Origin of the sequence: Cryptosporangium phraense, from assembly GCF_006912135.1 — a bacterium.
Lineage (GTDB): Bacteria > Actinomycetota > Actinomycetes > Mycobacteriales > Cryptosporangiaceae > Cryptosporangium > Cryptosporangium phraense.
Genome location: NZ_VIRS01000034.1, coordinates 55,194 through 71,727 on the forward strand (window position 1 = coordinate 55,194; position 16,534 = coordinate 71,727).

A 16,534-nucleotide genomic window follows, 5' to 3' on the forward strand; every position below is an offset into this window, starting at 1 on the left:
CCCCCGCTTCGCCCGCCGGGCCCAGCACCCCTCCGAAGCCCAGCACCCCTCCGCTGCACAGCACCCCTTCGGGGCCCAGCACCCCTTCGGGGCCCGGCACCCCCTCGGGGGCCGGCACCCCCTCGGGGGCCAGCATCCCTTCGGGGCATGGCACCCCTTCGGGGACCGGCACTCCTCCGGTGTACGCCGCGCCCGCTGACCTGACTGCGGACGGCGCCCCGGCCGCGCTCGTCGAGACGGCCACCGACTACCTCGGCGGCCTCGACACGCTCGTCAACTGCGCCGGGATCATGGAGACGGTGCCGCTCCCGGACGTCACCGAGGACGCCTGGCGCCGGATCATCGACGTCAACCTCACCTCGACGTTCCTCCTGACACAAGCCGCCGCACGGGCCATGTCCCACGGCGCGATCGTCACCCTGGCCTCCGTGGCCGGGCGGTCCGGACGCCCGAACGCCGTGCACTACGCGGCCAGCAAGGCCGCCCTCCTGAGCCTGACCAAGTCGGCCGCGCTCGCGTACGGGCCGGCCATCCGCGTCAACGCGGTCTGCCCCGGCGTCTTCCTGACCCCGATGTGGGAGGAGATCATCGCCGACCGGGCCCGTCAGTTCGGCGACGGCGCCGGGGAGGAGTACCTGGCCCAGGTCAAGGCGGCGTGCGCGCTCGGGCGCGACGGCGACCCCGCCGAGCTGGCCTCCGTCGTGCTCTTCCTGGTGAGTGACCTTGCCTCGTTCGTTACCGGTCAAGCGGTCAACGTCGACGGCGGACTGGAGATGGACTGATGGTTGCTCCCACGCACGGACCGGCCTCCGTCACGGCGACGACGCCTACCGGCGCCGACCCCGCCGCGACGACGCCCACCGGCGCCGACCCCGCCGCGACGCCCGGCGCCCCCGCGGCAACGCCTACCGGCGCCGCCCCCGCGACGACGCCCGCCCCCGCGACGACGACGCCTACCGGCGCCCGGCCCGGGCCGTTCCGGCTGCTGACCGCGCTCTACGCCGACACCGCAATGGCCGAGATCTTCGGCGAAGCGGCCACCATCGACGGCTGGCTCCGGGCCGAACTCGCGCTCACCAGGGCCGAAGCACAGGTAGGCGTCGTGACCACCGAGGACGCCGAGGCGATCGGCGCGATCACCGACCCCGAGCGCATCGACCGGGCCGAGCTCTGGGAGCAGGCCCGCAACGTCGGCTATCCGGTCCTGCCGCTGGTCCGGCAGCTCTCCGGCCAGCTCCCGGCCGGCCCGGACGGCCACGTCCACTGGGGAGCCACCACCCAGGACATCATGGACACCGGCCTGGTGCTCCAGCTCGTCGCGGCCGGCGACCGGATGATCGCGCTGCTCACCGATTTCGGCGACGCCCTCGCGGTCCAGACCGAGAAGCATCAGAACACGGTCACCGCGGCCCGCACCCACGCCCAGCAGGCCGTCCCGACGACGTTCGGCACCAAGCTCGCCGTCTACCTGGCCCAGGTCACCCGCGACCTGGAACGCGTCCGACGGGCCAGCTGGGAGGTCCGCACGCTCTCCCTCTACGGCGCCGGCGGCACCTCCGCGGCACTGGGAGACGACGCCGCCGAGGTCCGTCGCCGGATGGCCGCCGAGCTCCAGCTGTCCGTCGACGACATCCCGTGGCACGTCGCCCGCGACCGTCTGGTCGAGTTCGGCGGAGCGCTGGCCCTCGCCGCCGGCACCGCGGCGCGCATCGCCCGGGAGGTCGTCGACCTCTCGCGCACCGAGATCGCCGAGGTCCGCGAGGCCGACGGGCACCACCGGGGTGCGTCGTCGACGATGCCGCAGAAGGCCAACCCGATCTCGTCCGAGGCGATCCTCGGGTTCAGCACGTTCGCGGCGACGCTGCTCCCGGCCCTGCACCGGGCGCTCGAAGCCGGTCACGAGCGGGCCGCGGGCGAGTGGCAGGTCGAGTGGCTGGTACTGCCCGAGCTCGCCTGCTCCGCCGCGTCCGCCGTCGCCCTGGCCGCCGAGACCATCCGCGACCTGCGCGTCTTCGCGGACGTCATGCGCGCGAACCTGGACGCCGACGGCGGGCTGGTGCTGGCCGAGGCGTACATGTTCAAGCTGGCGCCGAAACTCGGACGTGAGCACGCCCACGACGTCGTCTACGACGCCGCCCGCGCGGCTCGGCAAAACGGCGAGAAGCTCACCGAGGCGATCGGGAACGCCGCCGCCGCCGATCCGAAGCTCGCCGCCGCGACGAGAACCCCGATCGGCCCCGAGCAGTACCTCGGCGAGACCGACCGGATCTGCGAGGCCGCCCTCACCCGATGGGCGACCGCGAAGGAGAACGCATGAGCACGCTCCTCGACGACCTCCACCAGATGTGGCGGAGCCGCCTGCTGGAGGAGAAGATCCGCGACCTCCGGCTGGCCGGCGAGATCCAGGGCTCGGTCCACCTCTCGATCGGCCAGGAAGCCGGCCCGGTCGGCGCCTGCTCAGTCCTCGGTCCCGACGACGCCCTGTTCGCGACCTACCGCGGTCACAACTGGGCCGTCGCCCGCGGCGTCCCCGTCGAAGGGATCCTGGCCGAGCTCCTCGGTCGGGAAACCGGAGTGAACGGCGGACGCGGCGGATCGGCCTACTTCTCCGACGTGGCGCACGGGTTCCACGGCGAGAACTCGATCGTCGGCGCGGGAGCGCCGCTCGCGGTCGGCGCGGCTCTGGCCGGGAAGTACGACGGGAGCAACCGGGTCGCGCTCACGGTCTTCGGCGACGGCGCGATGAACCAGGGCGCGGTGCACGAGTCGATGAACTTCGCCGCCGCGCTCGACCTGCCGGTGATCTTCGTCTGCGAGAACAACGGCTGGTCGGAGCTCACCCCGATCGACGACATGGTCCGCAACCCCATCCTGGCCGAGCGCGCTCGCGCCTACGGCATGCTCGGCGAACGCATCGACGGCAACGACCCGGCCGTGGTCCGGGACCGGGTCGGCGACGCGATCGAGGCGGCCCGCGAAGGCGGCGGCCCGGCGCTGCTCGAGCTGATGACCCAGCGGCTGGTCGGCCACTACATCGGCGACGCCGAGCAGTACCGGCGCCCGGGCGAACTCGAAGCCGCGAAGGAAAAGGAGCCGATCGCCGTGGCCAAGCGCAAGCTCGCGGCAGCCGGCGTCCCGCAGAACCAGATCGACGACGCCGAAGCCAGAGCGCGCGAAGAGATCGACGCCGCCGCCGCCACAGCACAAGCGGCCCCGCTCGCCGACCCCAGCACGGTCAAGGAGCACCTCTATGCCTAAGTACTCCTTCGCCGAGGCCGCGAACGCCGCACTCCGCCGCGTCCTCGACGAGATCCCCGAGACTCTCCTCTACGGCGAGGACGTCGGCGTGCCCGGCGGTGTCCACGGCGTCTCCAAAGGCCTGCACAAGACGTTCGGCGACCGGGTGTTCGACACCCCGATCAGCGAGTCGGCGATCCTCGGCTCCGCGGTCGGTGCGGCGATGTTCGGCCGCCGGCCGATCGTCGAGATCATGTGGTCGGACTTCTTCCTGGTCGCGCTGGACCAGGTCGTCAACCAGGCGGCGAACGTCCGCTACGTCTCGAACGGGACGATGACCGCGCCGCTGACGATCCGCACCCAGCAGGGCAACTCGCCCGGCGCGGTGGCCCAGCACTCGCAGAACCTCGAGGCGTTCTTCCTGCACACGCCCGGTCTGCGGGTGTGCATGCCGAGCACTCAGCAGGACGCCTACGACCTGCTGCTCGCCGCGGTGCACTGCGACGACCCGACGATCGTCATCGAGAACCGCACGCTGTACCACGGGGCCAAGGCCGAAGTCGAGATCAACGAAGGAGTCCAGCCCATCGGCGGGCTCCGCCGACGCCGGACCGGCGACAAGGCCACCGTCGTCAGCTGGGGCGCGATCACCCACAAGGTGCTCGAGGCCGCAAAAGACGAAGACGTCGATGTCCTCGAGACCGTCTGGCTCAACCCGTTCCCGTGGGACGAGGTGCTCGACTCGGTGCGTCGGACCCGCCGGCTGGCGGTCGTCCACGAGGCGAACCGGACCGGCGGCTTCGGTGCCGAGGTCATCACCCGGGTCGCCGAGGCCGGCATCGAGCTGACCGCCCCGCCGGTCCGGCTGGCCGCTCCCGATCTGCGGCTACCCGCCGCCCCGGTGCTGGCCGCGGCGGTCATCCCGGACACCGCCACGATCGCGGCCGCGATCGCCGACCTGGCGACCCGCGGCTGAGGCCGTTCAAGCAATCGTTTGACCTCCTGTTCAACCCCCTTTGATGGGACCTAGCCGGTCCCGCAGACAGGAAAGGACCCCAGATGCGACGAGGCCTGGGCCTGAAGAGACCAACCACGTTCCTGGCCCTCGCGGCGGCCATCACGCTCGCCGCCGCCGGCTGTGCCAGCAAGCCCGACGACTCCACCAGCAGCGCCTCCGGCAGCGACAAAGGCTCCTGCAAGATCGCGATCGACAACGGTTCCGGCACCGGCTTCCCGTTCCCGAACGCCGGCGCGCAGGGCATCGAGGAGGCCGCCAAGTCCCTCGGCTGCACGATCATCGCGAACCTGGACGGCAAGAACGACGTCCAGACCGAAGCGGCGAACGTGCAGAACATCATCGCGCAGAAGCCCGACGGCGTCGTGATGATCCCGGCGAACGCGGCCGAGGCCGCGAAGTTCGTCGACCAGTTCTCGGCGGCCGGCATCAAGGTCGTCAGCTACCACAGCATCATCGGCGCCGACCGCAAGATCGACGACGTCTACCCGAAGCTGTCCGCGCTGGTCATCGAGAACGAGACCGGGGCCGGTGAGCAGACCGGGCAGGCCATGCTCAAGGCGCTGCCCAACGGCGGGAACGTCGCGGTGATCATCGGCGCGCCCGGCTACGCCGAGAACACGCTGCGGGTCGAGAAGTTCAAGACCGCGACGGCGGGCAAGTTCACGATCGTCGCCGAGCAGCCCGGCGGATGGGTCGCCGACCAGGGCCAGTCGGCCTGCGCCAGCATCCTGAACGCCCACCCCGACCTGGTCGGGATCTACGCGATCTCCGACGACATGGGCGTCGGCTGCCAGAAGGCCGTCGCGGCGGCGAAGTCCAAGGCGCTGGTGTTCGGCGTCGGTGGCTCGAAGCTCGGCGTCGAGGCGATCAAGACCGGCGGCCTGACCGGCACGATCTGCTACAAGCCGGTCGACGGGGGCAAGAAGGCCGCCGAGGAGCTCAAGAAGGCGATCGACGACGAGAACTACGGCACCGCCAAGCTGGTCTTCTACGACACGCCGTCGATCGACAAGTCCAACGTCGCCGACTGCGACCCGCAATGGTGAGCTGAGAACTCATGGGTGAACTATTGGCGGTACACGGAGTCTCCAAGCGGTTCCCGAACGGGACGGTCGCGCTGCGGGACGTCGACCTCACGATTGCTCGTGGCTCGATCCACGGGCTCGTGGGCGCCAACGGCGCGGGCAAGTCCACCCTGTTCAAGATCATCGCCGGCGCTCACGAGCCGAGCGCGGGCGAGTTGATCTGGCAAGGCAGCGCGGTCGACTGGTCGAATCCGGCGGCTCCCCGGGCCGCCGGAGTGGCCACGATGTACCAGCACATCCCGCTGGTACCGACGCTGTCCGTGCTCGAGAACGTGTTCCTCGGCGAGATGTCGGGGCTGTTCCGGCGCGGCCGGCTGATGGCCCGGTACGAGGCGCTCTGCGAGCGCTTCGGCTACCGGCCCGACCCGAACGCGCTCGTCGGCGATCTGCCGATCGGCGAGCGTCAGATGGTGGCGGTCGCGCAGGCGCTGGCCGCCGGCGCGACGCTCATCTGCATGGACGAGCCGACCGCCTCGATGGCCCGGGCCGAGGTCGACCTCCTGTTCCGGGCGGTCCACCGGCTGCGCGAGTCCGAGGGCACCTCGTTCGTCTTCTGCTCCCACTTCCTCGACCAGGTGTTGGAGCTCACCGACGAGGTGTCGGTGCTCCGCGACGGCCGGATGGTGTTCACCGGCCCGACGTCGGAGTTGGACGAGGAGCGGCTGGTCGACCTGATGGTCGGCCGGAAGCTGTCGGCGATGGAGAACGTCCGGATGGCTCCGGTTGCACCGGAGGCGGCGCCGGTCCTCGAGGCGATCAACCTCCGGTCCCCTTCGGGCGTGGACGACGTGAGCCTCACCGTTCGGGCCGGGGAAGTGATCGGGCTGGCGGGCATGCTCGGCTCGGGCCGCTCGGAGATCCTCGAGGCGATCTTCGGCGCCGACAAGCGCTGCGAGGGAACCGTCCGCATCAAGGGCGAGGACGTCGGAAAACGCGTCGACCAGCGGGTGAAGGCCGGTCTCGCCCTGGTGCCGGAAGACCGCAACCGGCAGGGGCTGATCGGCGCCTGGGAGATCTGGCGGAACACGACGCTGCCGGACGTGGCCCAGCTCAGCCTGCGCCGGATCATCCCGGACGCGAACGCCGAGCACGAGCGGGCGGAGAAGGGCGTCGCGGACCTCAAGGTCCGCACGCCGTCGGTCTCGACGCCGGTGAGCGCGCTGTCCGGCGGCAACGCGCAGAAGGTCGTGTTCGCGAAGTGGATGTACGGCGACGCGTGCGCCTACCTGCTCGACGAGCCGACGGTCGGCGTCGACGTCGGGGCGAAGGCCGACATCCTCGAGCTGGTCCGGGGCTTCGCCCGGGCCGGCAACGCGGTGGTGATCGTCAGCTCCGAGTTCGAGGAGCTGCTCGCCGTCGCCCAGCGCATCCTGGTCGTCCGCGGCGGACGCATCGTCGCCGAGCGGAACTCCCAGGACACCGATGAAGCCGAGCTGCTCGCGCTGTCGAGCGGGCTGGGCACCACTGATCTCGGACGGACCGCATGATCACTCTCAAAGACCGGCTCGCGCCGTTCCGCCTCCAGCGCGCCGGCGTCGTCTACGCGTTCGCGCTGATCCTGGTGGTGTTCACCTCGGCCGCGGCCGGCACCGACCGGCCGTTCTACCTGTCGGCGCTGAATAGCGCGAACATCCTGGACCAGACCGCCCAGGTCGGCATCCTCGCCGTGTTCATGACGATCTGCCTGATCAGCGGCAACTTCGACCTGTCGATCGGGGCCACCGGGGCGCTGGCCGCGGGCGTGACGCTGACCGTGATCAACCACGGCTGGGGCCTGGGTACGGCGCTGCTGCTGGGGCTGCTGACCGGCATCGCGATGGGGCTCTTCAACGGCGTGTTCGTGCAGTACGTCGGCGTGAACGCGTTCATCGTCACGCTCGGGACGATGACCGGCATCCGCGGGTTGCTGTTCATCCTCACCGACGGCCGGTCGATCCAGACCACCGACACCGGGCTCGCGAACCTGTTCACCGGTGACTGGCCGGTGAACCTCAAGATCTGGGCCGCGGTCGTCGGGCTGGTCTTCGTCGGGGTCGGCGTGTGGTCGCTCCGCCGGGAGCGCGCCGGTCGGGTCACCGACGGACAGGCGTACTGGTACGTCGGGGCCGGTGCGGTGCTGGCCGTGGTCTCGCTGCTCTTCTTCCCGACGTACTGGGCGCTGTCCAAGCAGGTCTGGATCTTCCTGCTCATCGTGCTGATCGCCTGGGCGGTTCTGAAGTTCACGGTGGTGGGGCGGCGGCTGTACGCGGTGGGCGGCAACGTCGAGGCGGCGCGGCTGTCGGGTATCCGGGTCGCGCGCTACAAGGTCATGCCGTTCGTCCTGAACGGGCTGTTCGCCGCGCTGGTCGGCATCCTCTACGCGTCGCGGTTCTCGGCGATCAACCCGCAGGCGCTGACCGGCATCGAGCTCACCGTGCTCGCGGCCGCGATCCTCGGCGGGACGTCGCTGTTCGGCGGGGCCGGCAACGTGCTCAAGTCGGTGATCGGGGCGCTCATCCTGTTCGTGCTGGCCAACGGCTTCGGCGTGCTGAACCTCGGGGCCAACTACCAGGACCTGATCAAGGGCGTCGTCATCATCGGCGCGGCCACGATCTACGTGCTGGCCGAGAAGCGCGGCGGTCGCAAGAAGCTCACCGCCGCCGATGTCCCGGCCGTCACCGCGCCCGCTGAGGCCTCCGGTGGTCCGGTCGTCACGGCCGATTCGGACGCCGCGGCGCGCGCCGGTTCCGGGTCGGCGCGCTCATGAGCGGCCTGACCGGGCTGTGGCATTTCAGCTTCACGGTGTCGGACCTGGACGCGTCGATCCGGTTCTACCGTGACCTGCTCGGCATGGTGCTGGTGCACGAGCAGCGCCAGGACAACGACTACACGCGCCGGCTGGTCGGCTACCCCGACGCCGACCTCCGGGTCGCGCAGCTGGCCGTGCCGCCGGCGTCGTCGACGAACTCGTCGCACGACCTGGAGCTGGTGCAGTACCTGTCGCCGGCGGCGGCCCCGACCGACCCGGAGCGCAAGCGCGCCGGAGCCGCCCACCTGGCGTTCACGACCGACGACGCAGTGGGTACGTACGAGCGCCTCCGGGCCGCGGGCGTCGAGTTCGTGTCGCCGCCGAACGAGATCACGGCCGGGGTGAATCGGGGTGGGTACACCTGCTATTTCTTCGACCCCGACCGGGTGACGCTGGAACTGGTCCAGCCCCCGAGGCGCTGACGCCCCCGCCCGGCCCGGTTTCGTCCATGCTGGAGCCGGGCGGGGTGGGGGTGCCCCTGTTCAAGCGGTTCGGACGCCGCCGTGCGCCGGAAGATCTCGACGCGCGGATGGTGGCGCGGCGGTGTGCGGTCAGGCCGCGATCCACCTGGTCGTCTGCTAGCGGGTGCGGTTCCGGCTCGCCCGGATGGGGCCCGCGCCCGCGCGCGGCGCTCCGAGCTGGAGAATGACTACGACGTCGACGCTCGCGCGACGGACGTCAGCGCGGCGATCTCGTTGGGCTGCTGCCCCTGCTCACGGGCGGGGCCGCCGATCGGCCGGACCGGCATTTCGTGCTCGGGATGTACGCCGACCTTCCGCGCGAGGCCGGTGGCTCTGCCCTGGGTGCCGCCGCCGACGGGCCCGACTTCGCGCTCGATCTGGTCGTCTCGATGGTCACGACCACCCGGGCGCTGCACCACAGCCGGGCCGGCGGCCCGCCGGCTCCCGCGACACCTGTGCGTCGTGACACCGGACCGCGGAACCGGCCTACCTCGCCGCCGGCGAGACCGCCCCGCCCGGAACCCACCTGGCCGACGAGGCGACCCAGCCGGCGAAGCGGGTGACCGGCCACGTCTGCCGAGCCGGACGACCGGTCCGGTGCCGGCCGCGCGGCCGGTCACGTCCACCTGGGCCGACGACGAGCCGGGGGCCGCGCCCCGTCGACGGCGATCCCCGGGCGGCCACTCTCGACGACGAAACGGGCGGCCGTGCGCATCGTCCCGCCGTTCGGGTCCCGGACCGTGTCGACCACCCGCAATCCCGACCGCAGCGCCTCCGGCCCGACCTCGCACAGGACGTACCCGCGCTGATTGTCGATGTACTTCCAGTGCGGGCTCTCGGCCATGATCGGGTCGAACGTGCGGTGGAACGCCGACTGGTCGGCATCCCCGCCGGAGCTGATCGAGGTCCCGGTGATCTCCGCGCCCACGACCGCATGCTCGGTCGTCAGGTCACAGACGAACGTCGCGTGCCGGTCCCCGGTCAGCACCACGGTGTTGGGCGTCATCCGCTCGAGCAACCGGCGACGCTGCACCCGGTACCCGTCCCAGTTGTCGAAGTCGTAGGACTCCCGCGGCCCGGCCGTCCGGTCGTTCGACGCCCACATCACCTGGTTCAGCAGCAGGTTCCACCGGGTGCCGGACCGCGCCAGCCCGTCGAGCAGCCACTGCTCCTGGGCGGTCCCGGTCATCGTCCGGGCCGGGTCTTCGGCCTCCTCGAGCGTCGACGGGGCGGGCGAGCGGTACTGCCTCGTGTCGAGCACGTGGAACGTCGCCAGCTGCCCGTACGTCAGGCGTCGGTAGACCTGCAGGCCCAGGCCGAGCGGGGGCCGCGTCCGGACCGGCAGGTGCTCGTAGTAGGCCTGGAAGGCCGCGGCCCGGCGGCCCCGGAACCGCGCGTCGCCCGACGGTCCGCCGGCCCAGTCGTCGACGACCTCGTGATCGTCCCAGGTGACGATCCACGGAACGGCCGCGTGGGCCTCGGCCAGCAGCGGGTCGGTCCGGTACTGCGCGTGCCGGTTGCGGTACTCCACCAGCGACCAGGGCTCACCGGACCCCTCGTGCTTCCGGACCGTGTCGTCCCGGGGCGGCGACTCGTAGATGTAGTCCCCGAGGAACGCCACGAACTCGACGTCCTCGTCGACCAGCCCCCGGTACGCGGTGTAATACCCGTCCGCCCACGACTGGCAGGACGCGACCGCGAAGCGCAGGGCCCGCGGGAGCGTGCCGGCGGCCGGCGCGGTCCGTGTCCGGCCGACCGGCGAGGCCTGTCCGCCGACCCGGAAGCGGTAGAAGTACTCCGCGCCCGGCCGCAGGCCTCGAACGTCGACGTGGACGCTGTGGGCCAGCGCGGGCGTGGCGGTCGCCGTCCCCGACCGCACCACGGTCGCGAAGTTCTCGTCGGTCGCGACCTCCCAGCGGACCGGGACGGGCCGGTCCGGCATCCCGCCCCCGTCCAGCGGGCGAGGCGCGAGCCGGGTCCAGAGGACGACGCCGTCCGGCAACGGGTCGCCGGACGCCACGCCGAGCGTGAACAGATGAGAGGGCGGCGAGGAGTCGATCAGTCGGGGAACGAGGAGCCCGAGGCCGGCTGCCCCGGCGGTGGCGAGAAACCCACGCCGGGGCAGCAAATGTCCGAACGACATGCCTCGATAGTCCGGAATCGTCCGTGAACGGAAGTACCTCCGGCAAGCGACGAGAGGGCGGGACTTTCGTTACGAACCCACTCGGAGAACCTCACCCAGCCGCCGCCGACGACGGACCCGCGCTTCAGCGGCCACGATCGCGACCAACGCCCCCAGCAGCACCACCGCCACCGCACCGACCAGCCACCACGGCACCACGGTCGACGGGTCGGCGGCCTGCCCGGTGAGCGTCCGCAGGCCGAGCGGGCCGAACGTCAGCGTCACCAGCAGCAGGCCCAGCAGCGGCCCGCACACCACGGCGACGAGCACCGGCGGCAACAACTCGGCCCCGGCGACCCGGTGCGTGTCGCGGGGCCGGAGCCCGAGCGTGCGGAGCCGGGCCAGCGTCGTCCAGCGTTCCGGCGCGCTGGACGCGGCGCTGAGCGCGAAGCCGAGCAGGCCCAGCACGAGCAGCGTCACCGCCGCCGCCCGTTCCAGCGCGGTCAGCCCGGCGTTGATCGGCGCGCGTTCGCGGTCGGCGAGGACGTCGGCCCGCACGAGCGGCGCGCCTCCGGTCGCGCGGATCGCCTGGGCCGCGCCGGGCCCGTTCACCCACACGGTGTTCGGCGCGTACGGCAGGCCGGCCCGGGCCGCGTCCACCAGGATGACGTCCGGAAGGCCGTCGACCGGGGGCGCGGTGCCGACCGCGGTGATCTCGACCGGGGCGGCCCCGCTGCGGAGGATCTGCAGCGTCACGCCGGGCCGGAGGCTGCCGTCGTCCGACCGGACGAGGGCCGGGATCCGGCCGCCGGTGGCGGTCAGCCGGCCCAGCTCGGGTGCGTCCGGCAGCGGGTTGGAGGCCAGCAGCCGCTCGAACGCGGACGCGTCGACCGCCACCAGGCCCGGCGTGAGCGCGTCGCCACCGGCGATCGCCCGGACGATGCCGGTGACCTGCCCGGTGGCGACCTGGGTGACGCCCGGCGCGGCCGTGATCCGGGCGGCGAGACGCGGGGTCTCCGCGGTGTCGTCGTACGGGACGTCCAGGCGGGCATCGGCCCCGACCGTGCGCCAGGCGCCGTCCTCGGCACCGCGCGCGGTGGTCGTGTCGAGCGTCAGCGCGAACGCGGCGAGCGCGGTCGTGACGGTCAGCACCAGCAGCGGCAACGCGCGGCCGGCGGTCGCGGCGGCCCGGGCGGCGCCGAAGACGACCAGCGGGAGCCGGGAGCGCAGCGCCTGCCGGAGCACCAGCCCGGTGCCGGCCGGCACCACCCGCAGCACCAGCAGCGCGCCGGCGACGATTCCCAGCGCGGGCGCGCTCGCGGGCAGCGCCGCCCCGCCCGCCGCGGTGATCCCGCGCTGGCGCAGCGCGACGACGGCCGCGACCGCCACGGCCACGAACGCGACGTCGACCGTCACCCGACGGAGCTGGGCCGTGCGTTCCTCCCGGCGGCGGGCCGCGCGGTTGGCCGGCGCCCGCCGGTCCCGGGTGGCCCGGGCCGCGGTGAACGTGCCGAACGCCGGCCCGGCCAGCAGCGCGGCCACCACGACGACGAGCGTCCAGGTCAGCGCCGCTCCGCCGGCCACGAGCCAGGAGAGCAGCAGCCCGGCCGCGGCGGCCGGCAGCGTCACCGCGGCCGACTCGATCAGCAGCTCGGCCACGAATCCGGGCAGGGACGCGCCCCGCTGCCGGGCCGCGATCAGGGCCGGGCCCCGGCGGCGGGCCAGCAGGTCGGCCGCGAGCAGCAGCACGAGCACGGCCCCGGCCAGCACGGCGATCACCAGCACCGACGCCTGCGCGTAGGCCGCGTCCACCTGCTGCCGGACCGTGTTCAGCACGCGGTCGAGCTGGGTGTCCCACCGGAGCGACGTGTCCCGCAGGGCCGACGAGCCCGACGACGCCTTCAGCGCGACGACGGTGGCCGCCAGCTGCTGCGCGGACTCCCAGGTGAGCTGGTCCGGGTCGGCCGCGAACCAGACCGTGCGGCTGAACTGGTCGGGCTGCAGCGCGAGCCGTCCGTCCGGAAGGGACTCGTCGGAGAGCAGGCCGCCGAGCCGGACCGTGCCCGGGCCGTCGAGGCCGGGCGTCGGCTTCAGCACCCAGGGGACGAACTCCCAGGCCGGGTCCTGGACGTCCACCGGCCGGAAGACACCGCTGATCAGCACCTTGTAGGGGTTGCGCTGGTTGTCCGCGAGCGGGATGTGGTCGCCGGGGCCGAGCTTCAGGTCGGCGGCCTCGGCCTCGGACAGGCCGACCTGCGCCTCCCACGGCCCGTCGGCGAACGTCGTCTCGGCGCTGCCCGTCACGGTTCCGCGGGGGGCGTGGCCGGACACCCAGGTGACGGCCGGGCCGCCGTGATCGTCGCGCACGTAGTCGAGCTGGAACCGGCGCGGGATCGTGCCCGCGGCGACGTTCAGCGAGATGCTGGTGGCGGTCGTCACCGGTGGGCGCAGCGTCTTGCGCAGGTTCGGGGCGAGCGCGTACTCGGCGCGGTCGAAGAAGCCGGCCATGTCCTTGGCCAGGTCCGCGTTCCGGATGCGTCCCCCGTTCTGGCCGTAGTCGTCGTCCCAGTTCGCGTCCACCGAGACGGTCGCGTCCGAGCCGGCCCGCCGGATCGCGTCCCGGGTGGCGTCGGTGGCGGTCGAGTCCATCAGCGGGGGCACGGCCGCGGCCAGCAGCGTGACGACGAGGACGACGGCCGCGACCAGCGCCAGCGGCCCGCGGTCGGCCCGCGCCCGGCCGAGCACGCTCGGCCAGTGCACGACCGGGAGCCAGCGACCGGCCGGAAGCCGCCGCCCGGCCGGAAGCCGTCGCCCGACCCCGAGCCGGATCATGACGCCACCCGCAGGTGAGCCGCGTCCGCGCGCCGGGCCTGCACGGTGACCACCGCGGCGATCGCCAGCCCGGACCCGGCCACCAGCAACGTGAGCAGCAGCCCCTCGGTGCCCCAGGGCCAGGCCGCCAGCGGTTCCGGCACCGGGGCGGCGCCGGTGTCCGAGCGGATCAGCAACGGCGTGATCACCCAGGTGGCCGCCGCCCCGATCGCCGTGCCCGCGGCCAGCAGCGGCAGCAGCACCGCGGCGTGCTCGCCGAGCAGCGACGCCCGGATCGCCCGGCGCGACATGCCCAGCCCACGCAGCCGGGCCACCTCTAGCGCCCGCAGTTGGACGTCGTACACCACGTACAGCACCACACCCCCGAGCAGCAGCCACACCGACGCGACGACGAGCACGCGCAGCACGGCGGGTAGCGAGGCTCGGAGCGGGCCGCTGGTCAGCCGGGCGGTCTCGCCGGCCCGTGTGGTGACCTCGCCCAGGCCCAGCTTCTCGGTCCGGGCGGCCGCGTCCGCGCGCGGGTGGCCGACCCACCAGGCCGTGACGTGCGGGTCGAACTCGCCCTGGACGGCCAGCGCCCGGGACAGCGCGTCCAGGTCGGCGATCGCGCCGGCGCCCCGGGGCACGGACGGAATCACCGGCACGACCCGGACGACGACCGCGGGCAGCGCGGTCGTCCCGTACGACAGGCTGAACTTCGAGCCCGGGCGGGCGCCGACGTCCCGGGCCCACCGCTCGGAGACCGCGATCGGCACCGGACCGGGGTCCGGGAACGCGGTCGCGACCAGCGTGCGGCTCAGGTCGAGCGGCTCGGCGAACGCGACCGTGGTGCGGAAATGCAGCCGCGAACCCTCGGCGGCCACGCTCGGGTGGAGGATCTGATGCGGCCCGGGCGCGGCCGCCCGGACCGCCCACGGGCCGGAGAACGCCGGCCCGCCGGGCAGCGTCATCGTGACGTCGACGTCGGTGAACGGCTGGGAGTACGACGGGTCGGCGATCGGCAGCGCGACGCTCACCAGCCGCAGCCCGGCGACCTTCGCGCAGCCGGGCACGGGGTGCGGCCGCCCGTCGAGCGGGATCTCCGGTCCGCTGCAGGTGGTGCGCAGGCCGTCGTCGTCCTCGAGCAGGAGACGGGGGGTGACGACGACCGAGCCGCCGCCGGCCGTCCCGGAGATCGTCGGGACGATCGACCGGGGCAGTACCGGGCCGGTGGCCGCGGCCGAGGGCCGCAGCCCCCGCACGACGTCCGGCCAGTCGCCGTCGGTGCGGCCGCGCAGCACGTCACCGGCGCGCCGGGTGTCGAGCGCGACCAGCTGCGGAGCCGGTCCGGAGCCGCCGAGCCACTGACCGACCGAGACGTTGCGCACGGCGACCGGCGTGACCTCTCCGCCGGTGGCGGCGGCGACCGTCGCGCTCTGCCCGGCCACCGGCGGACCGGAGAGCGTGAGCGAGAGGTCGGTGCCGACCGACAGGTCGGCCTGATCGTGCTGGGACGCCGACCAGGTCGCGCCGAACGCGGTGCCGAACGTGGCCGCAGCGCAGGCCAGGCCGATGAGCAGCCCGGCGGCGAACGCCTGCGGCCGGCGGGCGGCCTGGAACGCGGCCAGCGGGAGCACGAGCCCGCGGGCCCGCCCGGCGAGCCGTTCGGCCTGGCGCAGCCCGCGCGGAAGCAGCCGCAGCACGAGCGCGCAGCTGGCGACGAGGATCAGCGCCGGGGCGAGCACGCGGACCACGTCGGCCCGGGAGCCGGCCGCCGCGGGCTGGGCCTGCAGCTGCCACCAGCCGACGGCGGCCAGCGCGCACAGCAGCACGTCGGCCCCGGACCGGGCCAGCAGTTCGCGGCGACCACGGCGGTCCCCGCGCTGGGCCGCCGGTCGCACGGCCAGCGTGATGTGCAGGACGGCGAGGGCCACCGCACCGCCGACGACGGCCAGCACCTGCGCGGTGGTGACGGTCGGCCGGGAGGCCAGCCCACCGTCGGCGAGCGGCGCCAGGTGGGTGAGCGTCGAGTGCAGGGCCGACGAGGCGGGAATCGCGCAGGCGGCCGCCAGGGCCGCCAGCAGCGCGGCCTCGAGTACCGCGACGAACGCGAACTGGCCCGGGCTGACGCCGAGCGCGGCCAGCAGCGCGCCCTCCTCGGACCGGACGCCGATCGCCAGCCGCCCGGCCAGCGCCAGCGCGATCGCGGTGAGCAGCACGCCGATCAGCGCGAACGCGAGCGCCGAGCTGGCGATGAGCTCCTGCTGGCGCCGGGCGTCGAGGATCAGCTGAGGGATCGGCGAGGTGACCCGCTCGAACTCGACCCGGTCGCCGAGCGTCCCGCCGAGCTTGCGGTCGGCGCCGAGCAGCGAGGACGCCAGCCGGTCGAGGTCCGGCCCGGTCGGCGACGACAGATCGGGGACGGCGCTCACCTCGAGCCGGTCCAGTGATCCGCCGCCGGCCAGCAGGTCGTCGAGCGGCACCAGGAACGGGCCGTAGGCGTTGACCTGCTGGGCGTAGATCGCGTCGGCGGGCTTCGGGTCGAAGCCGGTGCCGCTCAGCGGGTCGCGCGCCCAGGCCTCGGTGGGCAGCGGCTGCACCAGGCCGGCGATCGTCAGGTCGACCGGCGGCGCCGGGTCCCGGCCCACCTGCGGGCCGAGGTGGACCCGCTGCCCGACCTGCAGGCCCAGCCGGCGGGCGGTGCTGTCGAAGATGACGGTCTCGCCCGTCCGCGGCCAGCGGCCCGACACCAGCCTGGTCTGCGCCTGCAGGTCTTCGACGCCCGAGAGGTAGACCTCGCTGAGCAGGCTGCGCGATTCGTCGCTCGCGGCCGGGTACCGGTGCATGACCGACGACGCCCGGGTGGCGGTCGTCGTCGTGAACGGCGCGGTCTCGTCCACGAGCAGGGCCCGGGTGTCGGCGGCCACCGACTTCCCGTTCGCCGCCGAGATCTTGACCGTGTAGGCCGTGACGTGCACGTCGTCGCGGTCGGCCCGGGACGCGGCGACCTCC

At 73.4% G+C, this 16,534-nt stretch carries 11 protein-coding genes; 8 read left to right on the forward strand and 3 right to left on the reverse strand.

Annotated elements, in window-relative coordinates:
- Positions 1 to 179 precede the first annotated feature (179 nt).
- From FL583_RS42040 to FL583_RS33155, 8 genes are all read left to right on the forward strand, one after another.
- Positions 180 to 782 (forward strand): SDR family NAD(P)-dependent oxidoreductase, encoded by a 603-nt coding sequence (locus FL583_RS42040; protein WP_240746891.1) that lies wholly within the window; start codon positions 180 to 182, stop codon positions 780 to 782.
- Positions 782 to 2,317, forward strand: coding sequence for a class-II fumarase/aspartase family protein (locus FL583_RS33125; RefSeq protein WP_142708826.1), 1,536 nt, complete (start codon positions 782 to 784; stop codon positions 2,315 to 2,317). The genes FL583_RS42040 and FL583_RS33125 overlap by 1 nt, the downstream gene beginning before the upstream one ends.
- Positions 2,314 to 3,258: a thiamine pyrophosphate-dependent dehydrogenase E1 component subunit alpha gene (locus FL583_RS33130; protein WP_142708827.1), complete on the forward strand. Its 945-nt coding sequence runs from the start codon at positions 2,314 to 2,316 to the stop codon at positions 3,256 to 3,258. The genes FL583_RS33125 and FL583_RS33130 overlap by 4 nt, the downstream gene beginning before the upstream one ends.
- The gene (locus FL583_RS33135) at positions 3,251 to 4,213 is read left to right on the forward strand and encodes an alpha-ketoacid dehydrogenase subunit beta (RefSeq protein ID WP_142708828.1); all 963 of its coding nucleotides are present in this window, start codon (positions 3,251 to 3,253) and stop codon (positions 4,211 to 4,213) included. The genes FL583_RS33130 and FL583_RS33135 overlap by 8 nt, the downstream gene beginning before the upstream one ends.
- Positions 4,214 to 4,296: 83 nt before the next feature.
- Complete coding sequence (locus FL583_RS33140) at positions 4,297 to 5,301, forward strand: sugar ABC transporter substrate-binding protein (protein ID WP_142708829.1); 1,005 nt, start codon at positions 4,297 to 4,299, stop codon at positions 5,299 to 5,301.
- Positions 5,302 to 5,312: 11 nt separating this feature from the next.
- Entirely contained in the window at positions 5,313 to 6,827 is a 1,515-nt protein-coding gene (locus FL583_RS33145; protein ID WP_142708830.1) for a sugar ABC transporter ATP-binding protein, read from the forward strand.
- Entirely contained in the window at positions 6,824 to 8,086 is a 1,263-nt protein-coding gene (locus FL583_RS33150; RefSeq protein WP_142708831.1) for an ABC transporter permease, read from the forward strand. The genes FL583_RS33145 and FL583_RS33150 overlap by 4 nt, the downstream gene beginning before the upstream one ends.
- Positions 8,083 to 8,550 carry a VOC family protein gene (locus FL583_RS33155; RefSeq protein ID WP_142708832.1) on the forward strand — a complete coding sequence of 156 codons (468 nt, stop codon included), beginning with the start codon at positions 8,083 to 8,085 and terminating at the stop codon, positions 8,548 to 8,550. Before FL583_RS33150 ends, FL583_RS33155 begins: the two co-directional genes overlap by 4 nt.
- 655 nt (positions 8,551 to 9,205) lie before the next feature.
- Here FL583_RS33155 and FL583_RS33160 read toward each other — a convergent pair.
- The 3 genes from FL583_RS33160 to FL583_RS33170 all read right to left on the reverse strand — a co-directional run.
- Entirely contained in the window at positions 9,206 to 10,732 is a 1,527-nt protein-coding gene (locus FL583_RS33160; protein ID WP_142708833.1) for an alkaline phosphatase D family protein, read from the reverse strand.
- A 69-nt stretch (positions 10,733 to 10,801) separates the two neighbouring features.
- Positions 10,802 to 13,543 carry an FtsX-like permease family protein gene (locus FL583_RS33165; protein WP_142708834.1) on the reverse strand — a complete coding sequence of 914 codons (2,742 nt, stop codon included), beginning with the start codon at positions 13,541 to 13,543 and terminating at the stop codon, positions 10,802 to 10,804.
- On the reverse strand, positions 13,540 to 16,534 hold a 2,995-nt coding region (locus FL583_RS33170; RefSeq protein WP_142708835.1), incomplete at its 5' end, for an FtsX-like permease family protein. The genes FL583_RS33165 and FL583_RS33170, both read right to left, overlap by 4 nt.

Coding starts and splice junctions, on each gene's coding strand:
- FL583_RS33125 (WP_142708826.1), top strand. CDS start 782: ATGGTTGCTCCCACGCACGGACCGGCCTCCGTCACGGCGACGACGCCT.
- FL583_RS33130 (WP_142708827.1), top strand. CDS start 2,314: ATGAGCACGCTCCTCGACGACCTCCACCAGATGTGGCGGAGCCGCCTG.
- FL583_RS33135 (WP_142708828.1), top strand. CDS start 3,251: ATGCCTAAGTACTCCTTCGCCGAGGCCGCGAACGCCGCACTCCGCCGC.
- FL583_RS33140 (WP_142708829.1), top strand. CDS start 4,297: ATGCGACGAGGCCTGGGCCTGAAGAGACCAACCACGTTCCTGGCCCTC.
- FL583_RS33145 (WP_142708830.1), top strand. CDS start 5,313: ATGGGTGAACTATTGGCGGTACACGGAGTCTCCAAGCGGTTCCCGAAC.
- FL583_RS33150 (WP_142708831.1), top strand. CDS start 6,824: ATGATCACTCTCAAAGACCGGCTCGCGCCGTTCCGCCTCCAGCGCGCC.
- FL583_RS33155 (WP_142708832.1), top strand. CDS start 8,083: ATGAGCGGCCTGACCGGGCTGTGGCATTTCAGCTTCACGGTGTCGGAC.
- FL583_RS33160 (WP_142708833.1), bottom strand. CDS start 10,732: ATGTCGTTCGGACATTTGCTGCCCCGGCGTGGGTTTCTCGCCACCGCC.
- FL583_RS33165 (WP_142708834.1), bottom strand. CDS start 13,543: ATGATCCGGCTCGGGGTCGGGCGACGGCTTCCGGCCGGGCGGCGGCTT.